Consider the following 22,806-nt stretch of genomic DNA (forward strand, 5'->3'; position numbering starts at 1 on the left):
TTCTGTCCTTCCATTCCTCTACATTCTGCTACTTCCACGTTCATATCTTGCATTGCATGCAATACCACTATACATGTACATCAAATTACTGCTCGTCTTATCCCCCGTTATTCTCGCGACGACGGCGCAGTTCTTCGGTAATCTTCCGTCCAGTTGGCGTCTGAGCCAGACCGCCGCGCGCGGTTTCACGATGCTCGCTTGGCATGGAGCGTCCTACCTGTAACATAACATCGACGACTTCATCCGATGGAATTGCGCTGCGCACGCCTGCTAGTCCCATATCGGCAGCAGCCAATGCGTTAACAGCACCTAGACCGTTGCGTACGATGCAGGGAATCTCTACCAGACCAGCCACTGGATCACAGATAAGACCGAGTGTATTTTTCAATGCCAGACCGACGGCATGCATCGCTTGCTCAGGGCTACCTCCACGCAGCTCCACCATCGCACCCGCAGCCATACCGATTGCAGAACCGACTTCGGCTTGGCAGCCTCCTTCAGCACCGGAGATGGACGAGTTGTTCGCAATGACGTAGCCGATCGCACCAGCAGCGAACAAGCCCAATACCATCTGCTCATCACTCCAACCAAATCGCTCTTGCGTACTTACAAATACACCCGGAATGATACCGCAGGAACCCGCAGTTGGCGTCGCAATAATACGTCCCATAGAAGCATTCACTTCGGACACTGCCAGCGCATATGACATCGCACGCGTTGAATATGCACCAGATACGGTTTCGCTGCCATTTAAGTAATCATATACTTTACGTGCATCTCCGCCAGTCAATCCACTTCGCGAAACGGTATCTTCGTGAATCCCACGGTGAACCGCTTCTTTCATCACTTCGTAATACGCCGCCATCTGAGCGATAACTTCCTCTCGCTGTACTCCGGTTTCTTTGACCTGCTCCACAATCATCAGCTCGGCAATGCTGCACGAGCGTTCTTCACACAGTCGAATAATATCTTTTAATGTACGAAATTGCATCTTGCTTCCTCCTTTCTTCGTTTAATCGAGATCAATAACACCCGCACGGGTAACATGCGGCAATGCAACGATACGAGTCAATATCTCATCTGCGGGTACACCGTCCAGCTCGATCAATGTCATCGCTTCGCCACTGCGCGATTTGCGATCCACATCCATAAAGCCGATATTCAGCTCCGCTTCACTCAGTGTACGCGTAATATCTGCCAGCACGCCTTTACTATCCATATGCTCCACTACGAGCGTCGGATACTGCCCTGAACCTTTCAGATCAAATCCGTTCAGTTCGTGAATCTCAATATTCCCGCCACCGATTGATGCACCTGCTAATTCAGCATGCTGTTCTCCCGCACGTAGACGTAAACGCACAAAGTTCGGATGTGGATAATTGCCCGATCCTTTATCAAATTGAATGGTCATACCCAGTCGATCCGCTTCTTCGGCTGCATCCGGCAGACGATCATCGTCCGTACTATAATCCAGCAGACCGCCCACCAGCGCCAGATCGGTACCATGTCCCCAATACGTTTCTGCAAAAGAACCGTACAGAATGATATCCACATGCTCCGGTTGCTGTCCAAGCAGCTGACGTGCCGCTCGACCTAATCGTGCAGCGCCCGCCGTATGAGAACTAGATGGACCGACCATAGAAGGCCCAATAATATTAAATACATTTTTGAAACGCATATGACTCCTCTTTTCCGCTGCTGCATCATTTGAGCAGGTATTGCTGATACATCCTTTTCTATGCTAATTCGATTGTGTGCAATCCCCCGAAGAGCACATCAAAAAGGACAGAGCAGGACCTGCGGCGGCCTGTGTGCTCTGTCCTGTGTACCTGAGAGTTTGGACGGACGATGCTGACGATCCGTTATACCCCTTGGGTGGCTGAATGCTCTCTCCAGAGTTGCGTCCGGCAGCGGTTCCTGGGACCTGAGAGATTGGCAAGCCGTTGGCTGCGGCTGCTTGCTCCTTCGGTGGCGGATTACGTGCCTCCGCTAACTCTCCCGCTGTCTTCATTCGCATATAGAAGTTACAATGAACACCGCCGTATGCCCGGCATGTTCCTGATCATTCCTAGCTTAATCCAGCCGCTGAACGCTGTCAATTGCCATCGGGAAAATAAGTTGCATATCTGACATGCCCTGTAAAAACAAACGCAAATCTAGGCAATCCCCCTCAGTCTACCCATTCTTCGGACGTCTCCAATAGAGGCAAACGGATCGCGAATACCGAACCTTTCCCCCGCAATGACGTAAAGCTCAGCACGCCTTCATGATCGTTAACAATCCGCTGAGCGATAAACAGCCCCAGACCTGTACCGCGAATCTGACGAGATTCCGTTGATCGCGACCGGAAGAACTTTTGGAAAATGCGCGGCTGATCTTGTTCCGAGATGCCAATCCCGTAATCCTCTACTTCTACCAGTACATGATCGGCTTGGCGTCGCACGCGAATATCGACTGGACGATCATCTGGTGAATATTTAAGTGCATTGCCTATCAAATTACTAATTACCTGAATCATACGATTATGATCGCCCAATATATAGAGATGGCGCTCTTCCACTTCCACATGCAGACGATCCCGAGATTGAATATCCCACTGCCAGCAGATCATCTTCACCAGTTCATCCAGTTGGATGCAGCTCATCAAATATTCTGCATGCCCCGCCTCAATCCGTTGACTATCCAGAAAGTCATCCAACAATCTCGACAGCCTTCCACCTTCAAACTGGATCGTATTCATAAACTCACGTCGGCGCTCTGCCGGAATATCCTCATACATCGACAACATCTCGATATACCCCATAATCGCCGATAATGGCGTCCGCAATTCATGCGAGACGACAGCAATCAATTCATTTTGCAGCTGCTTCGCCCGTTTCTCTTCGGTACAATCACGGAAAATAAGCAGAAATCCCTGATCAACACCACTCGCCGCATCGGTAATCGGGGTTAGATGGAGCGATAACAAGCGCTCATCCTGCATCTGGATTAGGCATCCTTGTTCCCATTCTTCATGCTGATCCAGATGCTGATTCAAACGTTCACCCACAATAAACGTCCCTGCCATCAGTTGCGATTGAATGCGCTCCAGCACTTCACTCACTGGCTTGCCATTGTAATCGTCTAGTCCAAACAGCATCTGTAACGTCGGATTGATTAACGATACGATACGCGCCTCATCGCACATCATAATGCCATCCTGCACCGTTTGCAGCAGATTGCCGGTAATGCTTTTCTGCATACGCGCAGCACCTTGCTCTTCCAGCAAGCGCTCTGTCAACTGCTGCAACTGGCGTTCATGCTCGCTGTTACGTGCCAGCGCCTGCTCCTGTTCCGTCAGATCATGAAGGAAAAAGGTATGCACTGCCGCCCCATCATTCAATATCTCGCTACGGGTTAATTCTGCTGTAAAGGTACTACCATCCAGTCGGAACGCCAGCACCGTACTACTCTCGCGATCTGGATTCGCACGACCATGAATGCGGATTAGATCTGACAACGGCAAGCCAGACACTTCGGTCAGATCACAGCGGAACATCTGCTCAGCCGCCGGATTCATCTCTGTAATGCGTAACCGGCTATCTGTAGATATGATACCGTCCACTGCCATTTTCAGAATCGCACTCTTCTGCGCTTCACTCTCCGCCAGATCGAACGTGCGCTCCACAACACGAATCTCCAACAATTCTTTATCTTTTTTAATTTGCAAAAATTGATATTCCAGTGTACTCACCATCTGCTGGAAATTGTGAATTAGCTTGCGCATTTCGACGATGCTACTTTTCGGCCATTCCAGCGTATGATTCTCACGTAGCTTTTGCGGGATATGACTGGTTGCGTCTACTAATTGCTGTAATGGAATAGCGACGCGGCGTCCGATAAGTTGAGCCAGTATAGCCGCCAGTAGAATGATGCCAAGCATACGCAACATCATCTTCAAATAGAAGCCATATACCGGATACAAGTGGTACGAAAACGGCAAAACAAGGATCAAGCGCTGATTATCATCCAGCACAGTGTTTAATACAAAATAAGACCGTTGCCACCGATCTGGTGGATAGACAGCATCAATCGGATACTGAGCATAGACGGATACTTGATTGTGCTGCTGCAATAAGGACTGCCGATAACCGGTACTTTCAGTGAATTGTCCAATCTCTGATTGTTGAATCGTCGTCGCCAACACTGTATTCTCAGCATCCACAATAATCGAATCGATGGAAAAGTCCTGTTTGTACGTTTGCATCAGACGCTGCTGCTCTGTTCCTTCCAATTGCTCCAGTCTGGAAATATATAGACGTGATGAACGCTCGACATAATTGGAACCCCAGTGCAATATATCTTGAAACTGCTGACTGCCGTTCACGAACAGAATCAGGATCGAACTGGTCATGACTACCATGAGCAAATACTTGAAAATCACACAGCGAATCGTCATATAATAGTACGGTCGTTTGCCAACGCGTACACGATTCAGCAAAAAGACAACCATCGCTGAAGCCAGCAACGCATTACAGATGCCGTTTAGCAGTCGGTTAATTAGCAACAACCAGACTAAGCGCATATCCATCTCATCGTGCCAGCGCAATGCGTGCATACCGTAGATGATTGGCAATGCGATCGTCACCCAAAACAGTAAATCCAGCTTGAGCAGACTGGCACGCGGCAACCAGCGAAATCCCAACGCCAAAAACAGAATTTCCATCCCGTGCAGCACAGTCATCGTTACAAATGACCCGGTCCATAGCATGGGCAGATGAATCAATATCAGCGCAGGCACCGCAAAGGAAAGTCCGTATAGTCGCAACACGACTAGCAGCGCAACACTGCCAAACATGAATTGCAGCACAAACGACAGGTCCAGCACCCAGTAATTGAGTGCTGCACCCAGCAGCGTGAGAATAATAGTTCCGATCCATGGTGATGTAAATGATTGAAATAATCTGTAATTCATAATCAACGGTCCTCTCCATTGCGGACAGCAATCGCACCTGAAAGACCGTCTGACTTCGGGATAGACCCGGGATACGCGCGGCGCATCCGTTCATCTGTACTTCCAAAACGGGTATGCTGACTGTCATTTGTTTTACTAAAAATATTCCATATCCCCCATATCGTCTATCAATGGTACAATATATCCGTATTTACCAATCGGCAGGCTTACAGTATCTTAATCATTAAGACAATAAGATAACCAAGTAAGATAATTATAACCGCAAACATCCAATCAGAGAATCATAGGACACGTGACCATTCCGTTAAAATTCATTGTCAAACTCTTTTACATATGCACCAGGGATAATATTTTGCCGTGGCAGCCTATCCGCATCATATGTGCTTGATTACCGTCATGACGATCGTTCTGTCCGACATTGCCCGACCTTCTGGTTAATGTATGTAAACCTGTTTCCTTGCATCTTCCAAGATTCGTATCATGGACCGAATTGGATTACTTTATATACAAATTCAAAGGTACATCCTATATTCCACCTCGATACAGCCCTAATTTTCGTACAGGAGAGTGACAGCAATGCCTACCAAAGTTTTGCTCATTGAAGATGAAAAAAGTCTTGCCGATATGATCGCCTTTTTCCTTCAGGAAGAAGGCTATGATACCCAATTGATTCACGATGCCAGCGAAGCGCTAGCGCTGATCGATGAATATGGTCCCGATATTGTCGTGACCGATCTGATGCTGCCTGATCTGAGCGGCAGTGAGCTAGTACGGCGAATTCGCAAGCAATCGACTGTACCTGTGCTGATGATCTCAGCCAATACGATGCTCAACGAACGGTTAAAAGCACTAGAAAGCGGTGCAGATGACTTTTTGTGCAAGCCATTCAGTCTCAAAGAGCTGGATGCGCGCATCAAGGCACTGCTACGTCGTAGCGACTTGCACCGGATGAACGGATACAGCCTGTCTACCAGCAATACGCAAAATCGTGTGTCCGTCAATGATTACCGACACAGTCTGTTTGTAGAGGATCAGGAAGTAGAAGTGACCCAGATTGAATTTGCTATTATGAAAGAACTGCACAATTCACCGGGCAAAGTATTTACCCGCAACGAGTTAATGGATCGGATCAAAGGCGGTGACCGTGCGTATCTGGATCGTACGATTGATGTGCATATTTCCAATCTACGCAAAAAAATCGAACGCGATCCAAAAAACCCGGAACATATCCTGACCGTCTGGGGTACAGGGTACAAATATGTACAGGTAGCGGAATAATCCTGCATTTTCCAATCAGGAAACACAATATTGATACGCGTCGATGCGCAGGTTACCGCGGATGACGATGGATATACCGGGCGATCGGTTCATGATCGCCCTTCATTTTGACCACGTTTTTGATCACGTTGACAACCGCTGATAAGCAGTATAGGAGAATGTACCAATGACTCAGGTAATCACAAAGCGGGAACACTGGGTTCCGCTTGAATTGTTGTATGTGATCGGCATTATTGCGATCTCGTTTTCATCCATCTTTATTCGCTGGTCGGATGCCAATGTATCGGCAATCGCAATGTACCGACTCTATCTCACCGATCTGCTGCTGTTGCCGCTTGCGCTACGGCACTATCGTGCGCTTCTGAATATTCCACTACGCGCGTGGCTGATGCTGGCATTGTCTGGCATCATGCTGGCGCTGCATTTTCTACTGTGGATGGGCTCGCTACGGCTGACAACGGTAGCCAGTTCGACCGTTATTTTGACATTGGAGCCGATTATGGTCGTGATCGGATCGTACTTTCTATTCAAGACGCGCACGAATCGATTCATGATTATCGGGATGGCGCTTGCGGTTATCGGTTCGATTGCGATTGGCTGGGGCGATTTTAAAGTGTCCGGTACGGCTTTTCAAGGCGATATGCTGTCATTCTTCGGTACAATTGCCGTCGCTATCCATATGCTGATCAGCAAGCAAGTACGTGCGCATATGGATGCACTGGTATACAATTTCTGGGTGTTCTTCATGGCGGCAACTGTGCTGGCTGTCTATAATCTGATTAACGATGTGCCATTTACCGGATACGATGCACGCGACTGGGGCGTATTCTGGCTGCTAGCACTGGTGCCAACACTGTTCGGGCATTATCTATTCAACTGGTTGCTCAAGTACATGAACGCAGGTGCCGTATCGATGGCAGTCCTCGGCGAACCTGTCTTCTCCTCGCTACTGGCATTTTGGCTACTGGGCGAAGCACTGACTGGCATGCAGCTTGGTGCAGGTACACTCATTCTGATCGGCGTCTGGATCTTCATCCAATTCGGCAATGAAAAAGAAGAAACGCTCGTGCCACCGGATATTATGGCACCTGAGCACGAACCCGGCGACGATTCTGATACGTCCTCATCATCAGATGCCACTACCAGCTCTCTTCAAGCCGAAATCAGCAAAAAATAAACGATGTTACCGTACAATAAAAAGCTTCCCTACCGCTGATATAGCGAGATGGGAAGCTTTTTGCTTGTATCATCCAGTACTTATTGTAGCGGTCGATGCCAGTTGGAGCGATACATGAGATACAAGAAGTACGGTGTGCCGATTAGTGCAATTAACAAGCCGGATGGCAATTCTGCCGGTGCCATCACCGTACGTCCAATCGTATCCGCCAGCACCAGCATTAGCGCCCCTGTCAATGCTGATAAAAACATCGATTGTCGCAGATGATGTCCGGTTAGTAGTCGCACCATATGCGGCGCAATCAGACCAATAAAGCCGACTGTGCCCACGCAAGCGACCGCTCCGGCTGCCAGCAGTACGCCAACCGTCATCGATAATAGACGTGTACGACGTACCGCTAATCCAAGCCCGCCTGCACTCTGATCATCGAACACCAACAACTCAAATCGCCGTGCCAACCACCAAGCAACTGGCACCAGAATCAGCAGGAATATACCAATCGTCCACACCTGCTGCCATGTACGTGCATACGTACTACCAGTCAGCCAGATATAGCCCATACTGCTCCACAATGCACCACGCACGATTAGAATCTGAATTCCCGCTCCGGCAATCGCCGAGATTGCAATCCCCATCAGCACAACAGCCGATGGATTCAACCCTTTGTTCCATGATAGGAAAAAGATCAATATCGCCGCCACCGCCGCTCCAATAATCGCTGCAAGTGGCATCCAATACACCGGCAAACTAGGCCACATAATGATCACCAGCATCGCACCTAACCCTGCTCCAGAGGACACACCCACAATAGAGGCATCTGCAAGCGGATTGCGTACAGCAAGCTGAATCAACGTGCCGCTGATCGCCAGCGCTGCGCCCGCTCCGGCGGCAACCAGTGTACGCGGAATACGTAACTGGATAATCGCCGAATACAGCCCTTCTGAACCGAACAGCGATGACAATAGCTCACCTGGTGGAATGCGCAGCCCACCAAACATCGTACTGCCTACTATAATCAACAGCGTAACTATCACAAACAAACTCGCCAGCAGCGGAAACGGCAAACGCCGTCTAACGCTACCCGCATTCATGGAAGACGCCCCTGCTCCACCCGCTGCCTTCATTCGGGTCATCACCAGCCAGATCAGACATGGCGCACCAATAATCGCCATTACAGCTCCTGTTTGCAGCTCCATACTGGAATTACGCACCATTTTGGCGAGTACATCTGCACCCGTAAGTAGCACCGCTCCCCATAAAAATGCCGCTGGCAGCAACCAGCGATGAGAACGCAAACCGCTCAAGCGAACGAGATGCGGTGCAACCAGACCGACGAATCCAATCGGTCCGATAACACTGACGATCATTGCCGCCAGCAATACGGCGATGATAAGTCCACCAGCTCGTGCGACAGCTACCTTTTGTCCTAGTGAAGATGCGGTTGCTTCGTCGAGATCCAGTACATCCCACTGTCGTGACAGTACGATAGCAAGCATTCCAATCCCGATTACCCACGGCCACGCATATTTCACCCCGCTCCAATCATTTTGGACAAGTGAACCGGAGCCCCACAGAAACAATCCTTGTGTCTGAAAAGCAAAAAAGATATGCAGCGCACTTGTAAAAGAACCTAGCAGCATCGACACAATCATACCGGACAGCGCCAATCGAACCGGGCTAGACGTACGCCCACCGCCCATGATATAAGCAGCACCTGCTGCTAACAAACCACCCAGCGAAGCGAACAAAAAGGGCGACTGATGAAGTAATCCCGGAAACATCACCGTACCCAGCACAACGACAAAATATGCTCCTGCGTTAATACCGAGCGTATCCGATGCCGCCAGCGGATTACGCGTAATCGTTTGCAACAAAGCCCCGGCGACAGCGAGTGCGCCACCAGACAAAATCCCCATCGTCGTACGCGGCATACGCAGATCCCATATCATATTGTGCTCAAGCGTACCTTCACGTCCAGTCAAAGCCGCGACGACCGTATGCAGCGGAATCGACGCTTCTCCATAACATAAGCTTATAAAAAAAAGCACGATGAGAGCGGCAATGCCGCCCCCATAGATGCTTACTACACGCCAGTGTTGAACCGGTTGCAGTTGTGAAACGGAACTCATTTCGTAACCGCTCCAACGACCTGATCTACCAGTACTTTAGAAGAAATCGGACCGCCAAAGGTCCATGTTGTACCATCCAGCGCATACGTGCGCTTTTCTTTTACAAAATCAAGCTGATTCCAGACCGAATTGTTTTTCATCGGAGCGCCGAATACATCGTCGTCCGGCTGTACAATATAGAGCAGACTGCTATCCTTCACTTTGGACAATGATTCGATCCCAACGGTAGAGAAACCATATTGTTCAAATTGATCCGACTTCCAATCGTTAACAAGACCAATCTTGTCTAACGTATCCACAACGACTGAATTGTCGGTAAACATACGGAGACTGGCAGCATTTTGTGAAGTGAATGCCTGCGTCAGCGCATAATGCATACCTTCTTTGCCCGCTGTTTTCAATTGTTCTTTGGCATCGTCATAATGAGTATCCAGATCCGCTAGTACTTGCTTCGCCTGATCTTCTTTGCCTACTGCTTTGGCAATTTCGTTGAATACTTCAACCATGCGATCATAATCGTATCCTTTATCCTTATACATATTATAATCCAGCGTTGGTGCAATCGCTTTTAACTGATCGTACAATGCTGGCGTATTATCCGACGTTTCGATAATCAGATCAGGTTTCAGTGCAGCGATTGCTTCCAGATTCGGTTCCGCACGCGTCCCTACATCCGTTACACTAGCATCCAGTGCTGCATCAGGTGTTACCCACAGCTTGTAATCAGCCGTATCAGCATTACCTACTGGCTGTACGCCAACAGCAATCAGATCTTCGGCAAATGTCCATTCCAGTACAACGACACGTTTAGCCGGTTGATCCAGCTTCACTTCACCATGATCATCCGTAACGGTAACCGGTCCAGCCGTATTTTCCGTTGTTGCAGTTGTCGGCTGATTCTCTTGTGCCGAATTGCCTGCTGTTCCACAACCCGCTAGCACCAGCGTAAACGCCAGTGGCAGCATGAAATAACCCCATTTTTTATTCATCGTGTTCTCCCCTGTATGTAACTTTATTAAGATAATGATAATCATTATCAATAATGGATTATGAAGTGAATAAGGTACTTTGTCAATGCAAATCGCTAAAATCATCTGCATAGTTCGTTGCACAATCTTCTCTACCAGGTAATCTGCTCTACTACTATAATCTCTTACATATAAAATAAAACGACGCTATGAAGTCAGCGTCGTCCTTTTCCGCCTTTACCTGTACGCAGCAATGCCTGTAACGGTTCTGACTGCTGCTCTTCCTGTTCCCAAGGTGATGTAAGAAAATCAGCTTCGCTCTCGATCAGATCCATCGCTTCATCGTAGCGTCCTGCTTTGAAGCAGCGAATGACGAACAACAGATCATCCCGTCCTAGCAGTTTCACTTCATTCACGCCTGCCAATGTCTGACACGAACTGGTAAATCGCTCAGCGGACGTCAGCACCAACGAGCGCTCCGCCTGATAATAGCGCATCGATCCATACACTTCCTGCACTGCATCCAGCCCAATCGCCTGACTTGCCTGATAACGCTTTGCCTGTAACACATTGCGCACACCAAGCCGATCGGTAAATACAAGGTCTGCGCCGTAATCGCTACTATCCTTTGTTTTGTACGCATCGTCATATCCCAATTCGCTAAATAACCGGTGCAAATAACGTTCAAATTCCCAGCCTTCCATCTCATCAATATCAGCAATCGTAATCCGGCGTGGGTCCAGCCGCAGACGACGCAACCGCGCCACATGACGACGAATCGCACGTATGATCCAGACGATCATTAGTAGCAATACAACAACCGCCGCTACTATGATCCAGATCGGTTGTTCCTTCCATAAATGCGCTGCCTGCTCCATCATATATGTATTCCTTTCTTCGGACTGCTCTTGTAGTCGGAGTCTGACTGTTCTCATGATCGGAGTAACTATACCAGATAACGGCGAAACCGCACAGCCTGTCCTTGCTCCTGAACCTGCGATCGTTTCAGACAAAAGCGTCCGGTTCCCACCGTCCAAATGCGACAGCCTACCGAACGCCTTTGCTCTATGTTCCGAATCTATGTGTGGAGCAAGCTGAATAAACGGATGACTAGCGCGTTCCAGATGAGATACTACCCAACACGCCGTGCTCCTGCCAGTATTCTACAGCAAACTCTGCGGCATACTCTGGCAGCTCTCCCGCTAGTAAACGATCATTGTACCGCCGCAATGCCCGCATCGCACGCTGGAACAATGGCACCGCATAATGCAGCGCAGCTTCACCAGTATAATTTAGCGGCAATCGGCGTCCATGATCTTCATCCGCTTTGTAGCCGATCTGCACACTTTGCGAGCCGTCCGCCTGATTGCAGATCGTATAGAAGTAATTCTCATGATGCTTCATGCCGTACTCATCTTCATACTGACGACCGATTCGTAACAACGGCGTTTGCGGTTCACCGTTAAACAATGCCCCCGGCTGCCGAAACGCGATAAATAGCGGACCTAGCCACAATCCATGCCGCTGCTCATCATAGAAATCATCATACGGCTCTGCCAGCGGTAGAGCCAGCAATTCGCGGATCTGTTCTGGCTGAATGAGATTACGCGCAAACTCATAATTGGATACCGATTGCAGCAGTGTCATCCATCCCTCGTCTGCAAGTCGGTGGAACACGCTTGGCGCTCCCTGATTCAGCGTATGCCAATCCGTATCTGCCCCGTCCAGATAGCGGAATTTACGCGATACTTGCCACAGATAAGCGGAATTGCCAGACAACAATCCCGGTAAAATATTCCGCTGCTGCTCCACTGGCTCACTACGAAGCAAGACAGCCTGTCGTCCGCGATTCTGAATATAGATACTTTGGAAGCACCCTTCCATCCCTTCGTCTCCATACGCGACCCCGCGTACGAACAACTCATCCGTCCAGAATTCATAACAAGGTGCCGTATCTTCAGGATGACGCATACCGAGCAGCGAAGCATCTGTAACGCGCCGCATATTGACAGGATTCACATCCGTATTTTCAAATAATAACGGAATAACGGGGATGACTGGCAATCGAACTCGCTCCAATTGCAATACCGATTCCCCTTGTAATAGCAAAGTCATGATCCGAGCACGATCCAGATGGGGCTGATCGCCATCCTGATCCTGCACACAAGTGACGTCAAACGCGGACAGCCGATTGACACCGTCCCAAGGCGTAACAGGCTCTAGATCGCGCCAACAGGCGCTACACTGCACATTGCCACGGACATTCATTGTATAGTTATCCGTATGCAGCAGCAGACCGGTAGACAGTTCCCCATCAACGGTCAGGCTGCCTTGACCATCACCCCAGAACCATTGCTCCGCCATCATATTTCCGGTTACATACACTTCCTGACCGCCAATTAGCATATACGGCGTATATAGATTACCAAGCACAATCAATCCACCCGCTCGCTGTGTATGCTCATTGGCAATCAGACGCTGAACGGTCAAATCTCCATCTACGAATAATACAGGTGGATGATGCGCTGCTCCTGCTAGGTGCTCGTCTATCGGATCATCGGACAACCAACCGGCGGTATGCGGATCATCCAGATTGAGTACATCCAGTTCCAGATGACCGTCATAATATAAAATCGTCTGCTCATCAACAGCTTCAGGTTGTCTGTTATTCCACCAGACAATCTGACGTTCAGCCGGTAGCTTGTGCTTAATATCCGCAAATGTCAGCTTTGCATAGGATCCGGTCTTCATTGAAATGTCCTCCTCTATATACATAGGCTGTATGGAGTTCTGGCTGTATGCCGGTAAGATGACGATCATGTCTAAACAACAGTTCTATCTGTCATATTGCAATCGTTATACAGTACTCTTACCCTGAATGATACCTTTTGTTCTCATTGTAAAATAGCATTTTTATAATCTCAACAATGAACTGACAGCGGAAGTCAATAGTTGCACCGACAAATGCTAAGTAGCTAATTTCCAATTTCTATTCATTTTTCCGATTTACGTCCGATATAGGTGAAGTCGATATGATGCAATGGAAGCAACGTACATAGTCATCACCGTACAGACCGCTTTTCCACCAAGCTATACCTGTAGCTATATCAGAATGAGTAAGTAGAGAAGGGAAGATTATTCATGATCAATCGCAATACCGAAATCATCTGGCAGCGGAACAAGCTGATCAGCTATATGCTGTGGGCAATTACTGTTATCAGCGCCGCCATCACTCTCCTGATCCCTGCCCTGTGGATATCCACGCTGGTCTCCATCGTTGTAACCGGCATCATCACCGGTATGAATGTTGCCAAAAAAGGCATTCATATCATTCCTTGGGTTGTGACTATCGCCATCATTGCAAGCGGAATTTATGTCAATATCGAATCGATCAGCACGATGCAAGGATTGCTCATCGTGTCTCCTTTGCTGCTGTATCCAACCAGCCGCTACTACAACATTGCATTCACTACATTACTTGCATACTTTATCCTGCATATTGTGATTGCACCTGCTGCCAGCACACCACTACTACTGACTGACATCATTAATATCAGTATGTTCATCGTAACTGGCATTATTTTCATTACTGTATCTCGCGTCAATCGTAATCTGTTTCAAGCTAGCGAAGATCGTTTGGTTGAGATCGCTCAATCCCAAACTCGTATGGAGCAGATCATGCAGCAAGTACGCCAATCGGTACATGGTCTGGCACGCTTCACCGAACAATTGAAGCAAAAAGTTAACGAAACTGGCACCATCACGTCCGAAGTGACCGCAGGCTTCAATCAAGTCGCTCGCAGTGTAGAATTACAAGCAAACAATGTGTATGAAATTTCCGAATCGTTATCTGTATCCGATCGTCATATTCAGGATGTAGCTGCGTATTCGTATCAAATGAAAGAATTGTCCGACACGATGACATCCAGCACCGAATCTGGCAGTCAACGGATGGAGCAATTGAATGGTCAAATGGGACAGCTGCACGACATGATGAACGAAGCAACAACCGATATGCAGAAATTCAACGAAGAAAGTCAATCGATGAGCGCGATGCTAAGCAGCATCTCCGATATCGCTCGCCAGACCAATCTGCTGGCATTGAATGCTGCTATTGAATCTGCGCGCGCTGGCGAACATGGTAAAGGCTTCGCTGTCGTTGCAGATGAAGTGCGTAAGCTCGCCGAAAGTTCCGGTCAATCCGCTACCGATATCGCCGCCATCCTGACTCGTTTGCAAGCACGTACACGCGATCTGAATGAGCGTTTTGACGGTATTCAGGCGTCGTTACAAGAAGGGCGTGCATCCGTTCAATCGGCTGCTGACGTATTCCGTAACGTGAACAATAGCTCCCAGCAAGTGTTGAGCCAAGCGTCCGACATTGAGAGTAGTTCTACAACGATGAAGGATTCCTCTGCGCGCGTCGTACACGAAGTGACTGAGATCTCTAGCATGACCCAACAATCCAGCGCTGCTGCCGAAGAGATTCTGGCGAGTATGGAGCAACAGCAGCAGTTGACCCAGCATATGGTGAATAGCTTTGCCGAATTGGAAGTGTTGTTCCAAGGGTTAAATGAGCTGGTATTGGATGATGAATTATCGTCAGCGGAGAATATCGCAGATTCTACAAACGTAGCTACAAATGGTACCCATGCACCTGCTAACATTACACCAAGCAATGCCAACGTTTCTTTGCAAAAGAAAGATACCAGCGTAGACCAACAAGCAAGCTAATGCTATTAAGCTACAATCCGTAGATCAGAGTATGCAATATGCAAGCTGCAAGCTGACTGCTTGAATGGATGGATGGAACATGATTTCGATAGTGGCAGTGCTTGTATTTTCATAAAGCGATCTACGTCTGTGTTCCCAAATTATTCGCAATTACAATACGCAGCATACTATATCGAAGCAATGCAAAAGGAGCGCATATCCCATTAAGGGGTATCCGCTCCTTTTCTCATATATACATACTCATACCGTTAACTGCTAACTGCTAACTGCTAACTGCTAACTGCTAACTGCTAACTGCTAACTGCTAACTGCTAACTGCTAACTGCTAACTGCTAACTGCTAACTGCTAACTGCTAACTGCTAACTGCTAACTGCTAAACTATGGTAATGCTTATAGTCATTTGGAATCAATAGAACGATGCACCTGCGCCAAAAATTTATCTACATATCCATAAAACAACTCCGGCTCACTCAAATGCACATTATGGTCGCTAGTCGTCATCTCATACGTCAGTGCATGAGGAACCAAAGTCGTCATCTTCTCCCACTCCTCATCCGGCAACGATTCACTGTCTTTCGCGCGAATGAGCAGAGTCGGACAATCCAACTGCGATAGAATATGATACCAGCTCACATTGTGAAGAATATTTGCTGCCATCGCTTGCCGACTGAACAAAAAGGTTACACCTTCCTCCGTCTCCACCAGACTTTTCATAAAATACTGACAGCTAATTTCCGTATCCTGCGTCGCCCGCAAATACTGCTCTGCTTCCGTCCGACTGGCAAAAGGCAAAGGCCAATCCGCCGTCACCGGATCGACGTCCGGCAACTGCTCTAGTGAAATCTCCACCCGCACATCCGGTCCAAACGCCGCTTTGTCCAGAATTCCCAGCGCCAGCACTTGCTCTGGATATGTCGTCGTCAAATAAGCCGCCACCTGTCCGCCCAACGAATGCCCGATGACGATTGCAGCCGAGATATGTAGCGCCAGCAGCAATTGATGCGCATCTTCCGCCAGTTCCTCCGCTGTGTACCGTCCCAGCGGCTTATCACTCAGCCCATGCCCCCGATGATCCTGCGCAATGATGCGGTAATCTTCGCCATAACGCTGCATAAACTCCGTCCATGTCTCCGCTCTGCCGTATCGTCCATGCAAACACAGAATGACTGGCTTCCCTTCTGTATGTGTGTCCAGATAAAATAACTTCACCTGCTGTAGCTGTATTGTATGTCTCTGTACGCGAACCATATGTATCCTCCTTGAATTGCATATATCTTCAAACAAAAATGCCAGACAGACACACGCCTGCTGACACACATTTGCTGTCTGCTCAACTAGTATATCATGCCCGTGCAAAAGCAATAAAATCTAACGTCCTAACTTGAATTATCTACCACATTTCCACCCTACATGATTCATCCATATTACACAGTTCATCTGCCGCAACCCTTTCTGCTATAATATGGGCTAGATCTAACAAACGAATGTATTGACTATGAACCACCATCTGAAAGGAGCCACTTCCATGTCTAATACCGTATCCATCAAATGGCTGCTCGCCCGCCTGTACGAACCCGATCTCGTCGTCGCCGATTGCCGCTTCTGGCTAAACGACGCACAGGCTGGTCGCCAAAAATATAACGAAGAACATATCCCGCGCGCCATTTATTTCGATCTGAAAGAAGACCTTTCTTCCCCAATTAGCACTCACGGTGGAAGCCATCCCATGCCAGAAGCGGAACACATCGCCAAAACATTAGGACGCGCCGGGCTGAGCCAAGACGACCGTATCGTGATTTATGATGATAACAATGGGATGTATGCTGCCCGTTTGTGGTGGACGCTGACCTATCTCGGTCATACACAGGTTTACATATTGGAGCAGGACTTTAGCGCTTGGAAAAAAGCAGGTTTCCCAGTTACAGATGAACAACCGATCGTCGTACCCAAAACCTTTGAAGCTCGTCCGCAAGAGGGTTTGCTGGTAGATATTGACTACGTCCGTCCGTTATCGCAAAGATTATCTGGTCAAACGCAAGGGAAGGATACGAATACTGAACATGCTGGGAATACGCAAATTGGCAATGCTGATACAGCTGCTTCCACCGTATTGATCGACTCCCGCGCACGCAACCGCTACTTGGGATTGGAAGAGACGATGTACAGCAAAGCCGGACATATTCCGGGTGCTGTGAATTTCTTCTGGCAGGATGTACTGACGGAAACGGGTAGTTTGAAATCGAAGGAACAGCTGGAAGAGCATTTTGCTGGGCTGGATAAAAAAGCGGAGATTATTGTATATTGTGGGTCTGGGGTATCGGCTTGCCCGAATATACTGGCGCTGAAGCAGGTTGGGTTTGAGAATGTGAAGTTGTATACAGGTAGTTGGAGCGATTGGATTAGTTATGAAGAGAATCCGATTGCGACTGGGGAAGAAAGTATAGGTTAGTTTAGAGCTGGAAAGCCCGCGTCTATCGCGGGCTTCTTGGTTTCAAGGTGATTTGGGAGAATATGAAGTATAGAAGATAAGTTTGGCTACCGTCCAACGTTTCAATATCCATGAAGTTAATAAGAGATCAATACAAAACTGAAGTTTTTCAAAAAATAAATATAAAATATCACTATAGTAAACAGTGTAAGGGTGGCATCTTAAAGTTTTATTTAACCTTTCTGAAACGAAGATGTACTATTTTCTCATTTGTCTTTTCTAATCTTAATTCTTCTCTTAGACTATCTCTCAGGTTTGTTATTAAGGGTTGAATATCTGTTACGCCATTATCTTGTAATTGTTTTGAGATTTCTTTTGCCATTTTAATTTGTTGATTATTTCCAATAACTGCCACGATTACTGTAATAGAATTTCTAAGTATTTCAATTAATAAATCCATAAAACACTCTTCCTATTTTAAAGCTATTTTAACTAAAGTTCCTTTATTTACAATACAGCACATATTAGATTCCTAATAAAAATAAGACCTCAGATGAATGTAGGTAATATAAAAATCATTTCACATGACGGTATTACCTGCTTATATACTACATAAATAGAAACACATTTTCTTTAATTTCTACCTTGATTACAATAAGGTATCCCTTCTCCCATGATCAATTTCCGTAATCCATTTTCATAATAAGGCATTAACTCTTCTGCTTGCTCAATGTCTAACCAAGCAATTTCCGCAATCTCATCTGCTCTAACTAGTTCTTCATTGCCTCCAACAACCTTACCTTTAAATGTAATAAATAATGCGTGTTCTTGCTTTTCCAGAAATACACGTTCTTGAATTGCTACGATTCCATCTACTTTAATATCCAATCCTGTTTCTTCTTTTGCTTCTCGGATAGCTGCCTGATCCAGAGATTCATTCTTCTCAACCGCTCCGCCTGGCAATGACCAGCGATTACCGGCTGGATCGATATTGCAAACAGCTAATACTTTAGATTGTGTAGAATTGGTAATTAGGGAATAGACGACATTGACTCTGATCATTTAGTTTCGACTCCTTTGATTTCTAGTAATTATAGTACGAAGAATTCAGGCTTTTTTATAACTGCATGAGTAGTTCTGTGTTCTACAATCATACGCTAAAATAAACTACGTCTACTACATAAGAATATACCTACACACAATAATTTACACTCAATCACCTCGCTCCCCATCCTCACAGTTTCAACCGCCTATTACCGGGTAAGGAACATCTAACCGTATCTTCTCACTATCTACTACGTGTTAGATGCGGTTTTCTGATATTATCCATTCTCATTCATTCCAACCTATATATAATAAAAAGTTTATATACCGAGAGGAGTCAATTCATGAACGTTCAACGGGCACTTATTTCAGGTGCGAGTATTGCCGGGCTTAGTACTGCATTTTGGCTAAGTAAAGTAGGCTGGGAGATTACGATTATTGAACGGGCGCGTACGTTTCGTGACGGTGGGCAGAATGTGGATGTACGTGGGATTGCACGCGATGTTTTGAAGCAAATGGGGTTGGAAGAGCAGGTTCGGAAGCAAACAACTACCGAGAAAGGTACCGCCTTTGTAAACGAAAAAGGTCAGGTTGTCGGTGCTTTTCCGGTAGAGGATTCGGATGGTATGACAGCAGAGCTAGAGATTCTGCGGGGCGATCTGGCGCGTATCGTACTGGAAGCTCTTCCGCCGAGTGTGGATATTCGTTATGGCGACTGGATTGAGCATGTGATCCATCATGACGAGCAGGTTGAGGTTCAGCTGCATTCGGGGCAAACGGAACGCTACGACTTGCTCATTATTGCGGAAGGTGTTCGTTCCAAAACCCGGGATATGTTATTCGGAGACGTTATCTCTCGACGCGAACTTGGGCTGAATATTGCGTACGGGACGATTGAACGGACAAACGAAGACGATCATTGGTGGCGCTGGTATACGTCTACAGGCGGTCGCCAGATTTCCCTTCGCCCGGATAATCGGGGAACGATTCGTGCGATGCTGGCGTTCAAAGATCGCGGCAACAATCTTGCCGCCATGTCTTCTGAAGAAGCTCGCGCTGCATTGCGAGATATTTTTGCCGGAGCAGGCTGGCAGGATGAGCGAGTGATCCACGGATTCGCCACATCGCAGGATGTTTATTTTGATTATTTAACTCAGATTATGATGTCGTCTTGGTCAAAAGGCAGAGTGTGCGTTACCGGCGACGCTGCATGGTGCGTAACTCCGATCGGTGGCGGCGGTTCTTCGCTAGCATTGATTGGCGGATATGTTCTGGCAGCGTTCTTATCACAGGGTACATCTGGCGAATCCACAGACATTCAAGATTGTCTCAACAAGTATGAACAATGGATGCGTCCAATTATTGATAAAGCGCAGCATTTGCCGCCAGGAGCACCGGATTTCTTTTACCCGCAGACCAAGCTGGGAGTTGGGACGATGCAGACGTTTATCCGAATCGCCAGCTTCGGTCCGTTTCGTAAGCTTGCTTCGCGCATCGGTCATGTCGCGCGTACCAAGCAGCAACTTCCCGAGATACGCATCGTTCAACATACACCGTGAATCAATACGCGTACTTGGTTAGCATGTAGCAATGTCAGATGGACAGGTTCAGCTGAGGGCATAAGTAGTGACTATGCATTCAACGTAACACACCTCTGATTAAATGATATTTGACCGATCTCAAAAAACAATCTCCCCGGTATGAGAAAGGAATGACATTGGTCTTCCATTTTCGTATCGGGGAGATTGTTTGTGTTGTTGGGACATTAGATTATGGTACGTTTGCTTGTGTACCAAGATGCTCACGATGCTTATATCGCCGTCCTTACCATTTCAACAGAGAGATTATTATACAAATCTCTTATTATTGAACAGATGGCATAGACTTGTACTCTCTTTGCCATCCTTTTCCTAATCAAGACTTCGTATCGTCTTCGTGCATATCCTTCATCACCTGATCTCGATACTGCTGCCATTTTTGGAAGCCTTTTTCTGGATGATCGGCAAAATCGATAATTCCTTCGCCGTCATCAATTAGCGTCCATCCTGTTTCCTCGTTGATGATCCTTAGTACTTCGATAGCATCATCGTCACCTCTAATATGCAGCATGATACTATCAATCTCTTCCTCCGATCCGATGTTAAATTCAATAAAATAATGCTCACGCTCCAACGTTCCCCAGGCAGAATCTCTAAAATCTCCATCTGGAAATAGCGATCGGAGTCTGTCGATCACGGTATGCTTGCTTCCCAAAGGTATCACTTGATCTTCCGTGATCTCTTCAATGTCCGTAATTTCTCCAGTGATATGTAAAATCATGACGTCCCAACTCATAACGTTGTCATCCTTTCTATATGATTCCTGCGCATCAGATATTGTCTAATACAACCGAAATGGATATGACCGTCAGCTCATATGTAGAGTAGATCCATCATTACAGATCAACTTCCACATTCCCCTATCTTCAACCCGCCAGCAATACAGCTGCGATAAAAATCAACTGAATGATCGTTCTCACCAGTAAACCTGTAACTGGCTTACCACCGATTGTCAGTTTCTTTTTCGCTGCAAACACATTGGCAGGGAACATGGCAATCAACAGCACAGCCAAGCCGATCGAAGCTGCTCTGGAAGTAGCATCGAACAGAATGCCAATCGCTCCGGCAATTTCGAGCACACCCGTAATCGTTATGATCCAATCCGGTCTCGGAAATGCAGGCGGAACCATACGAATCATATCGGAACGCTTGCTGCCCCAATGTGTAGACGCCCCCAACAAAAACATGACGGCAACGGCTGCCTGAAGCGAATGTTGCCATTCCTGAAAATGAGAAATACCAACTATGCCTAGACCTTCGAATACGATGAATGATACGATTAACGCGTAAAAGGCAATCATATATATCTCCTTTCGTTTGTGTAGTAGGGATGAGTCTATATTTTTGTTGTTCGTTATGATGAGAATAATGTACATAGTCCATTTTAAAGGGGGTCATTCATCAACAGACTTCGACGTATTGGAAATAAAAGTGGTTATGTTATGTGCAAGTCCATTGCTTATTCAATATACATATTTACTTGTTAACCCCCAATAATCGTAATCATATTTGTCAGGATGAAGTAAAAGCTCTTTGGATCGTATGACCCAATCTTTCAATTGTCTCGATTTCGCTCGACTTTCTAATTTATTCAATGAATCAGAAAGCCTGCTCATTTGCTCAACATCTCCAGAACTTACTATATCTCCAGTAAAAACATAAAGGCAGCTAAGAAAAAATTGAATATGCTTACAATCCGGATCATCTACAAAGCCACAAATCATCGGTATGTTCTCAAACTCATTCACTGCCAGTTCCCAATCCTGATCTGGGATTTTCTCTTTGCTATATGCCCATCTTCTAATATCTTCAGGAGTCGGATTCCAGATATGATTCGAATCTCTAAACACAATCTCATCTCCTTACAGCTCAATGATTATTAATGCAATTACATATTCTACAATAATATACTACTAGCAATTGATCTTAAAATGCTGGATCAGGATCGCTGCTGCCTCGCGCGCGTGCACAGCAGACTGTGGATCAGATTGCAGCATATACGTCGTAATTGCTCCTTCTACTAACAAATACAATGCACTTGCTAGCGCTTCTGGTTGCTTGTAATCCGATTGCTCCACTAGCTGCTCGATATACTCACGTAAAATTATTTTATACCGCCGGGTCGCCTCAAAATACGGATGACTGCGATCCAGATATTCCGATGCCGTCTTAATAAACGCACACCCAGTAAAGCCCGGCGCCGCAAACCATTCACCCAGCACATCATACACCGCGAGCAAACGCTCCTGCGGCGTATTGCCCTTTTGCTCTACTGAAGACTGAAACCAATCTCTCCACTGCTCATCCTGTCGTTCCAGATACGCCAACACCAGCTTATCCTTGGACGAAAAGTGGTTGTATAACGTCATCTTCGCAACTTGCGATTCCGTAACCACCTGATCGACCCCAGTCGCACGAATACCCTGTTTATTAAAAAGATCTGACGCCACGCGCAAAATCTGTTCTTTTTTGCTTTTATTAACCATCTAACAATC

The 22,806-nt window shown here is 47.0% G+C and carries 19 protein-coding genes and 1 riboswitch; of the genes, 5 read left to right on the forward strand and 14 right to left on the reverse strand.

What is annotated here, in order from left to right:
* Positions 1 to 97: 97 nt before the first annotated feature.
* From sdaAA to ACDE64_RS16875, 3 genes are all read right to left on the reverse strand, one after another.
* Positions 98 to 991, reverse strand: a complete 894-nt coding sequence (gene sdaAA / locus ACDE64_RS16865) for an L-serine ammonia-lyase, iron-sulfur-dependent, subunit alpha (protein ID WP_411347587.1) — start codon at positions 989 to 991, stop codon at positions 98 to 100.
* Between the two features lie 21 nt (positions 992 to 1,012).
* The gene (sdaAB, locus tag ACDE64_RS16870; protein ID WP_411347588.1) at positions 1,013 to 1,678 is read right to left on the reverse strand and encodes an L-serine ammonia-lyase, iron-sulfur-dependent subunit beta; all 666 of its coding nucleotides are present in this window, start codon (positions 1,676 to 1,678) and stop codon (positions 1,013 to 1,015) included.
* A gap of 223 nt (positions 1,679 to 1,901) precedes the next feature.
* A riboswitch (glycine riboswitch) is annotated at positions 1,902 to 2,011 on the reverse strand.
* A gap of 159 nt (positions 2,012 to 2,170) precedes the next feature.
* On the reverse strand, positions 2,171 to 4,954 hold the full coding sequence (locus ACDE64_RS16875; RefSeq protein ID WP_411347589.1) for an ATP-binding protein: 2,784 nt from the start codon (positions 4,952 to 4,954) through the stop codon (positions 2,171 to 2,173).
* A gap of 576 nt (positions 4,955 to 5,530) precedes the next feature.
* On the opposite strand from ACDE64_RS16875, the gene ACDE64_RS16880 reads away from it, so the two are divergent.
* Together ACDE64_RS16880 and ACDE64_RS16885 are read left to right on the forward strand one after the other, a co-directional pair.
* The gene (locus ACDE64_RS16880; protein ID WP_411343265.1) at positions 5,531 to 6,232 is read left to right on the forward strand and encodes a response regulator transcription factor; all 702 of its coding nucleotides are present in this window, start codon (positions 5,531 to 5,533) and stop codon (positions 6,230 to 6,232) included.
* Positions 6,233 to 6,398: 166 nt separating this feature from the next.
* A complete protein-coding gene (locus tag ACDE64_RS16885) occupies positions 6,399 to 7,409 on the forward strand; it encodes a DMT family transporter (RefSeq protein WP_411347590.1) in 1,011 nt (336 codons plus the stop codon).
* Positions 7,410 to 7,489: 80 nt separating this feature from the next.
* Here ACDE64_RS16885 and ACDE64_RS16890 read toward each other — a convergent pair whose 3' ends face one another.
* From ACDE64_RS16890 to ACDE64_RS16905, 4 genes are all read right to left on the reverse strand, one after another.
* A complete protein-coding gene (locus tag ACDE64_RS16890; RefSeq protein ID WP_411347591.1) occupies positions 7,490 to 9,538 on the reverse strand; it encodes an iron ABC transporter permease in 2,049 nt (682 codons plus the stop codon).
* Entirely contained in the window at positions 9,535 to 10,527 is a 993-nt protein-coding gene (locus tag ACDE64_RS16895) for an ABC transporter substrate-binding protein (RefSeq protein WP_411347592.1), read from the reverse strand. The genes ACDE64_RS16890 and ACDE64_RS16895 overlap by 4 nt, the downstream gene beginning before the upstream one ends.
* A gap of 194 nt (positions 10,528 to 10,721) precedes the next feature.
* Entirely contained in the window at positions 10,722 to 11,387 is a 666-nt protein-coding gene (locus tag ACDE64_RS16900) for a restriction endonuclease (RefSeq protein ID WP_411347593.1), read from the reverse strand.
* Positions 11,388 to 11,616: 229 nt separating this feature from the next.
* Positions 11,617 to 13,257, reverse strand: a complete 1,641-nt coding sequence (locus ACDE64_RS16905) for a hypothetical protein (RefSeq protein WP_411347594.1) — start codon at positions 13,255 to 13,257, stop codon at positions 11,617 to 11,619.
* Positions 13,258 to 13,647: 390 nt separating this feature from the next.
* On the opposite strand from ACDE64_RS16905, the gene ACDE64_RS16910 reads away from it, so the two are divergent.
* Positions 13,648 to 15,240: a methyl-accepting chemotaxis protein gene (locus ACDE64_RS16910; protein WP_411347595.1), complete on the forward strand. Its 1,593-nt coding sequence runs from the start codon at positions 13,648 to 13,650 to the stop codon at positions 15,238 to 15,240.
* Positions 15,241 to 15,637: 397 nt separating this feature from the next.
* On the opposite strand, the gene ACDE64_RS16915 is transcribed toward ACDE64_RS16910, so the two are convergent.
* Positions 15,638 to 16,489, reverse strand: a complete 852-nt coding sequence (locus ACDE64_RS16915) for an alpha/beta fold hydrolase (protein ID WP_411347596.1) — start codon at positions 16,487 to 16,489, stop codon at positions 15,638 to 15,640.
* A 277-nt stretch (positions 16,490 to 16,766) separates the two neighbouring features.
* Here ACDE64_RS16915 and ACDE64_RS16920 point away from each other — a divergent pair, with 277 nt between their 5' ends.
* Complete coding sequence (locus ACDE64_RS16920; protein WP_411347597.1) at positions 16,767 to 17,690, forward strand: sulfurtransferase; 924 nt, start codon at positions 16,767 to 16,769, stop codon at positions 17,688 to 17,690.
* Positions 17,691 to 17,898: 208 nt separating this feature from the next.
* Here the strand turns inward: ACDE64_RS16920 and ACDE64_RS16925 are convergent, their stop codons facing one another.
* Together ACDE64_RS16925 and ACDE64_RS16930 are read right to left on the reverse strand one after the other, a co-directional pair.
* Complete coding sequence (locus ACDE64_RS16925; protein WP_411347598.1) at positions 17,899 to 18,129, reverse strand: hypothetical protein; 231 nt, start codon at positions 18,127 to 18,129, stop codon at positions 17,899 to 17,901.
* A 173-nt stretch (positions 18,130 to 18,302) separates the two neighbouring features.
* Entirely contained in the window at positions 18,303 to 18,731 is a 429-nt protein-coding gene (locus ACDE64_RS16930; RefSeq protein WP_411347599.1) for an NUDIX hydrolase, read from the reverse strand.
* 326 nt (positions 18,732 to 19,057) lie between these two features.
* Here ACDE64_RS16930 and ACDE64_RS16935 point away from each other — a divergent pair, with 326 nt between their 5' ends.
* The gene (locus tag ACDE64_RS16935) at positions 19,058 to 20,272 is read left to right on the forward strand and encodes an FAD-dependent monooxygenase (RefSeq protein ID WP_411343279.1); all 1,215 of its coding nucleotides are present in this window, start codon (positions 19,058 to 19,060) and stop codon (positions 20,270 to 20,272) included.
* A 355-nt stretch (positions 20,273 to 20,627) separates the two neighbouring features.
* On the opposite strand, the gene ACDE64_RS16940 is transcribed toward ACDE64_RS16935, so the two are convergent.
* The 4 genes from ACDE64_RS16940 to ACDE64_RS16955 all read right to left on the reverse strand — a co-directional run bounded on the left by ACDE64_RS16940 (position 20,628) and on the right by ACDE64_RS16955 (position 22,797).
* Complete coding sequence (locus tag ACDE64_RS16940; RefSeq protein ID WP_411347600.1) at positions 20,628 to 21,047, reverse strand: hypothetical protein; 420 nt, start codon at positions 21,045 to 21,047, stop codon at positions 20,628 to 20,630.
* Between the two features lie 130 nt (positions 21,048 to 21,177).
* Positions 21,178 to 21,612, reverse strand: a complete 435-nt coding sequence (locus ACDE64_RS16945; RefSeq protein ID WP_411347601.1) for a DoxX family protein — start codon at positions 21,610 to 21,612, stop codon at positions 21,178 to 21,180.
* A 162-nt stretch (positions 21,613 to 21,774) separates the two neighbouring features.
* Entirely contained in the window at positions 21,775 to 22,161 is a 387-nt protein-coding gene (locus tag ACDE64_RS16950) for a hypothetical protein (RefSeq protein WP_411347602.1), read from the reverse strand.
* A 63-nt stretch (positions 22,162 to 22,224) separates the two neighbouring features.
* The gene (locus tag ACDE64_RS16955) at positions 22,225 to 22,797 is read right to left on the reverse strand and encodes a TetR/AcrR family transcriptional regulator (RefSeq protein WP_411347603.1); all 573 of its coding nucleotides are present in this window, start codon (positions 22,795 to 22,797) and stop codon (positions 22,225 to 22,227) included.
* Positions 22,798 to 22,806 lie beyond the last annotated feature (9 nt).

Source organism: Paenibacillus sp. WLX2291 (assembly GCF_046603665.1).
GTDB lineage: Bacteria > Bacillota > Bacilli > Paenibacillales > Paenibacillaceae > Saccharibacillus.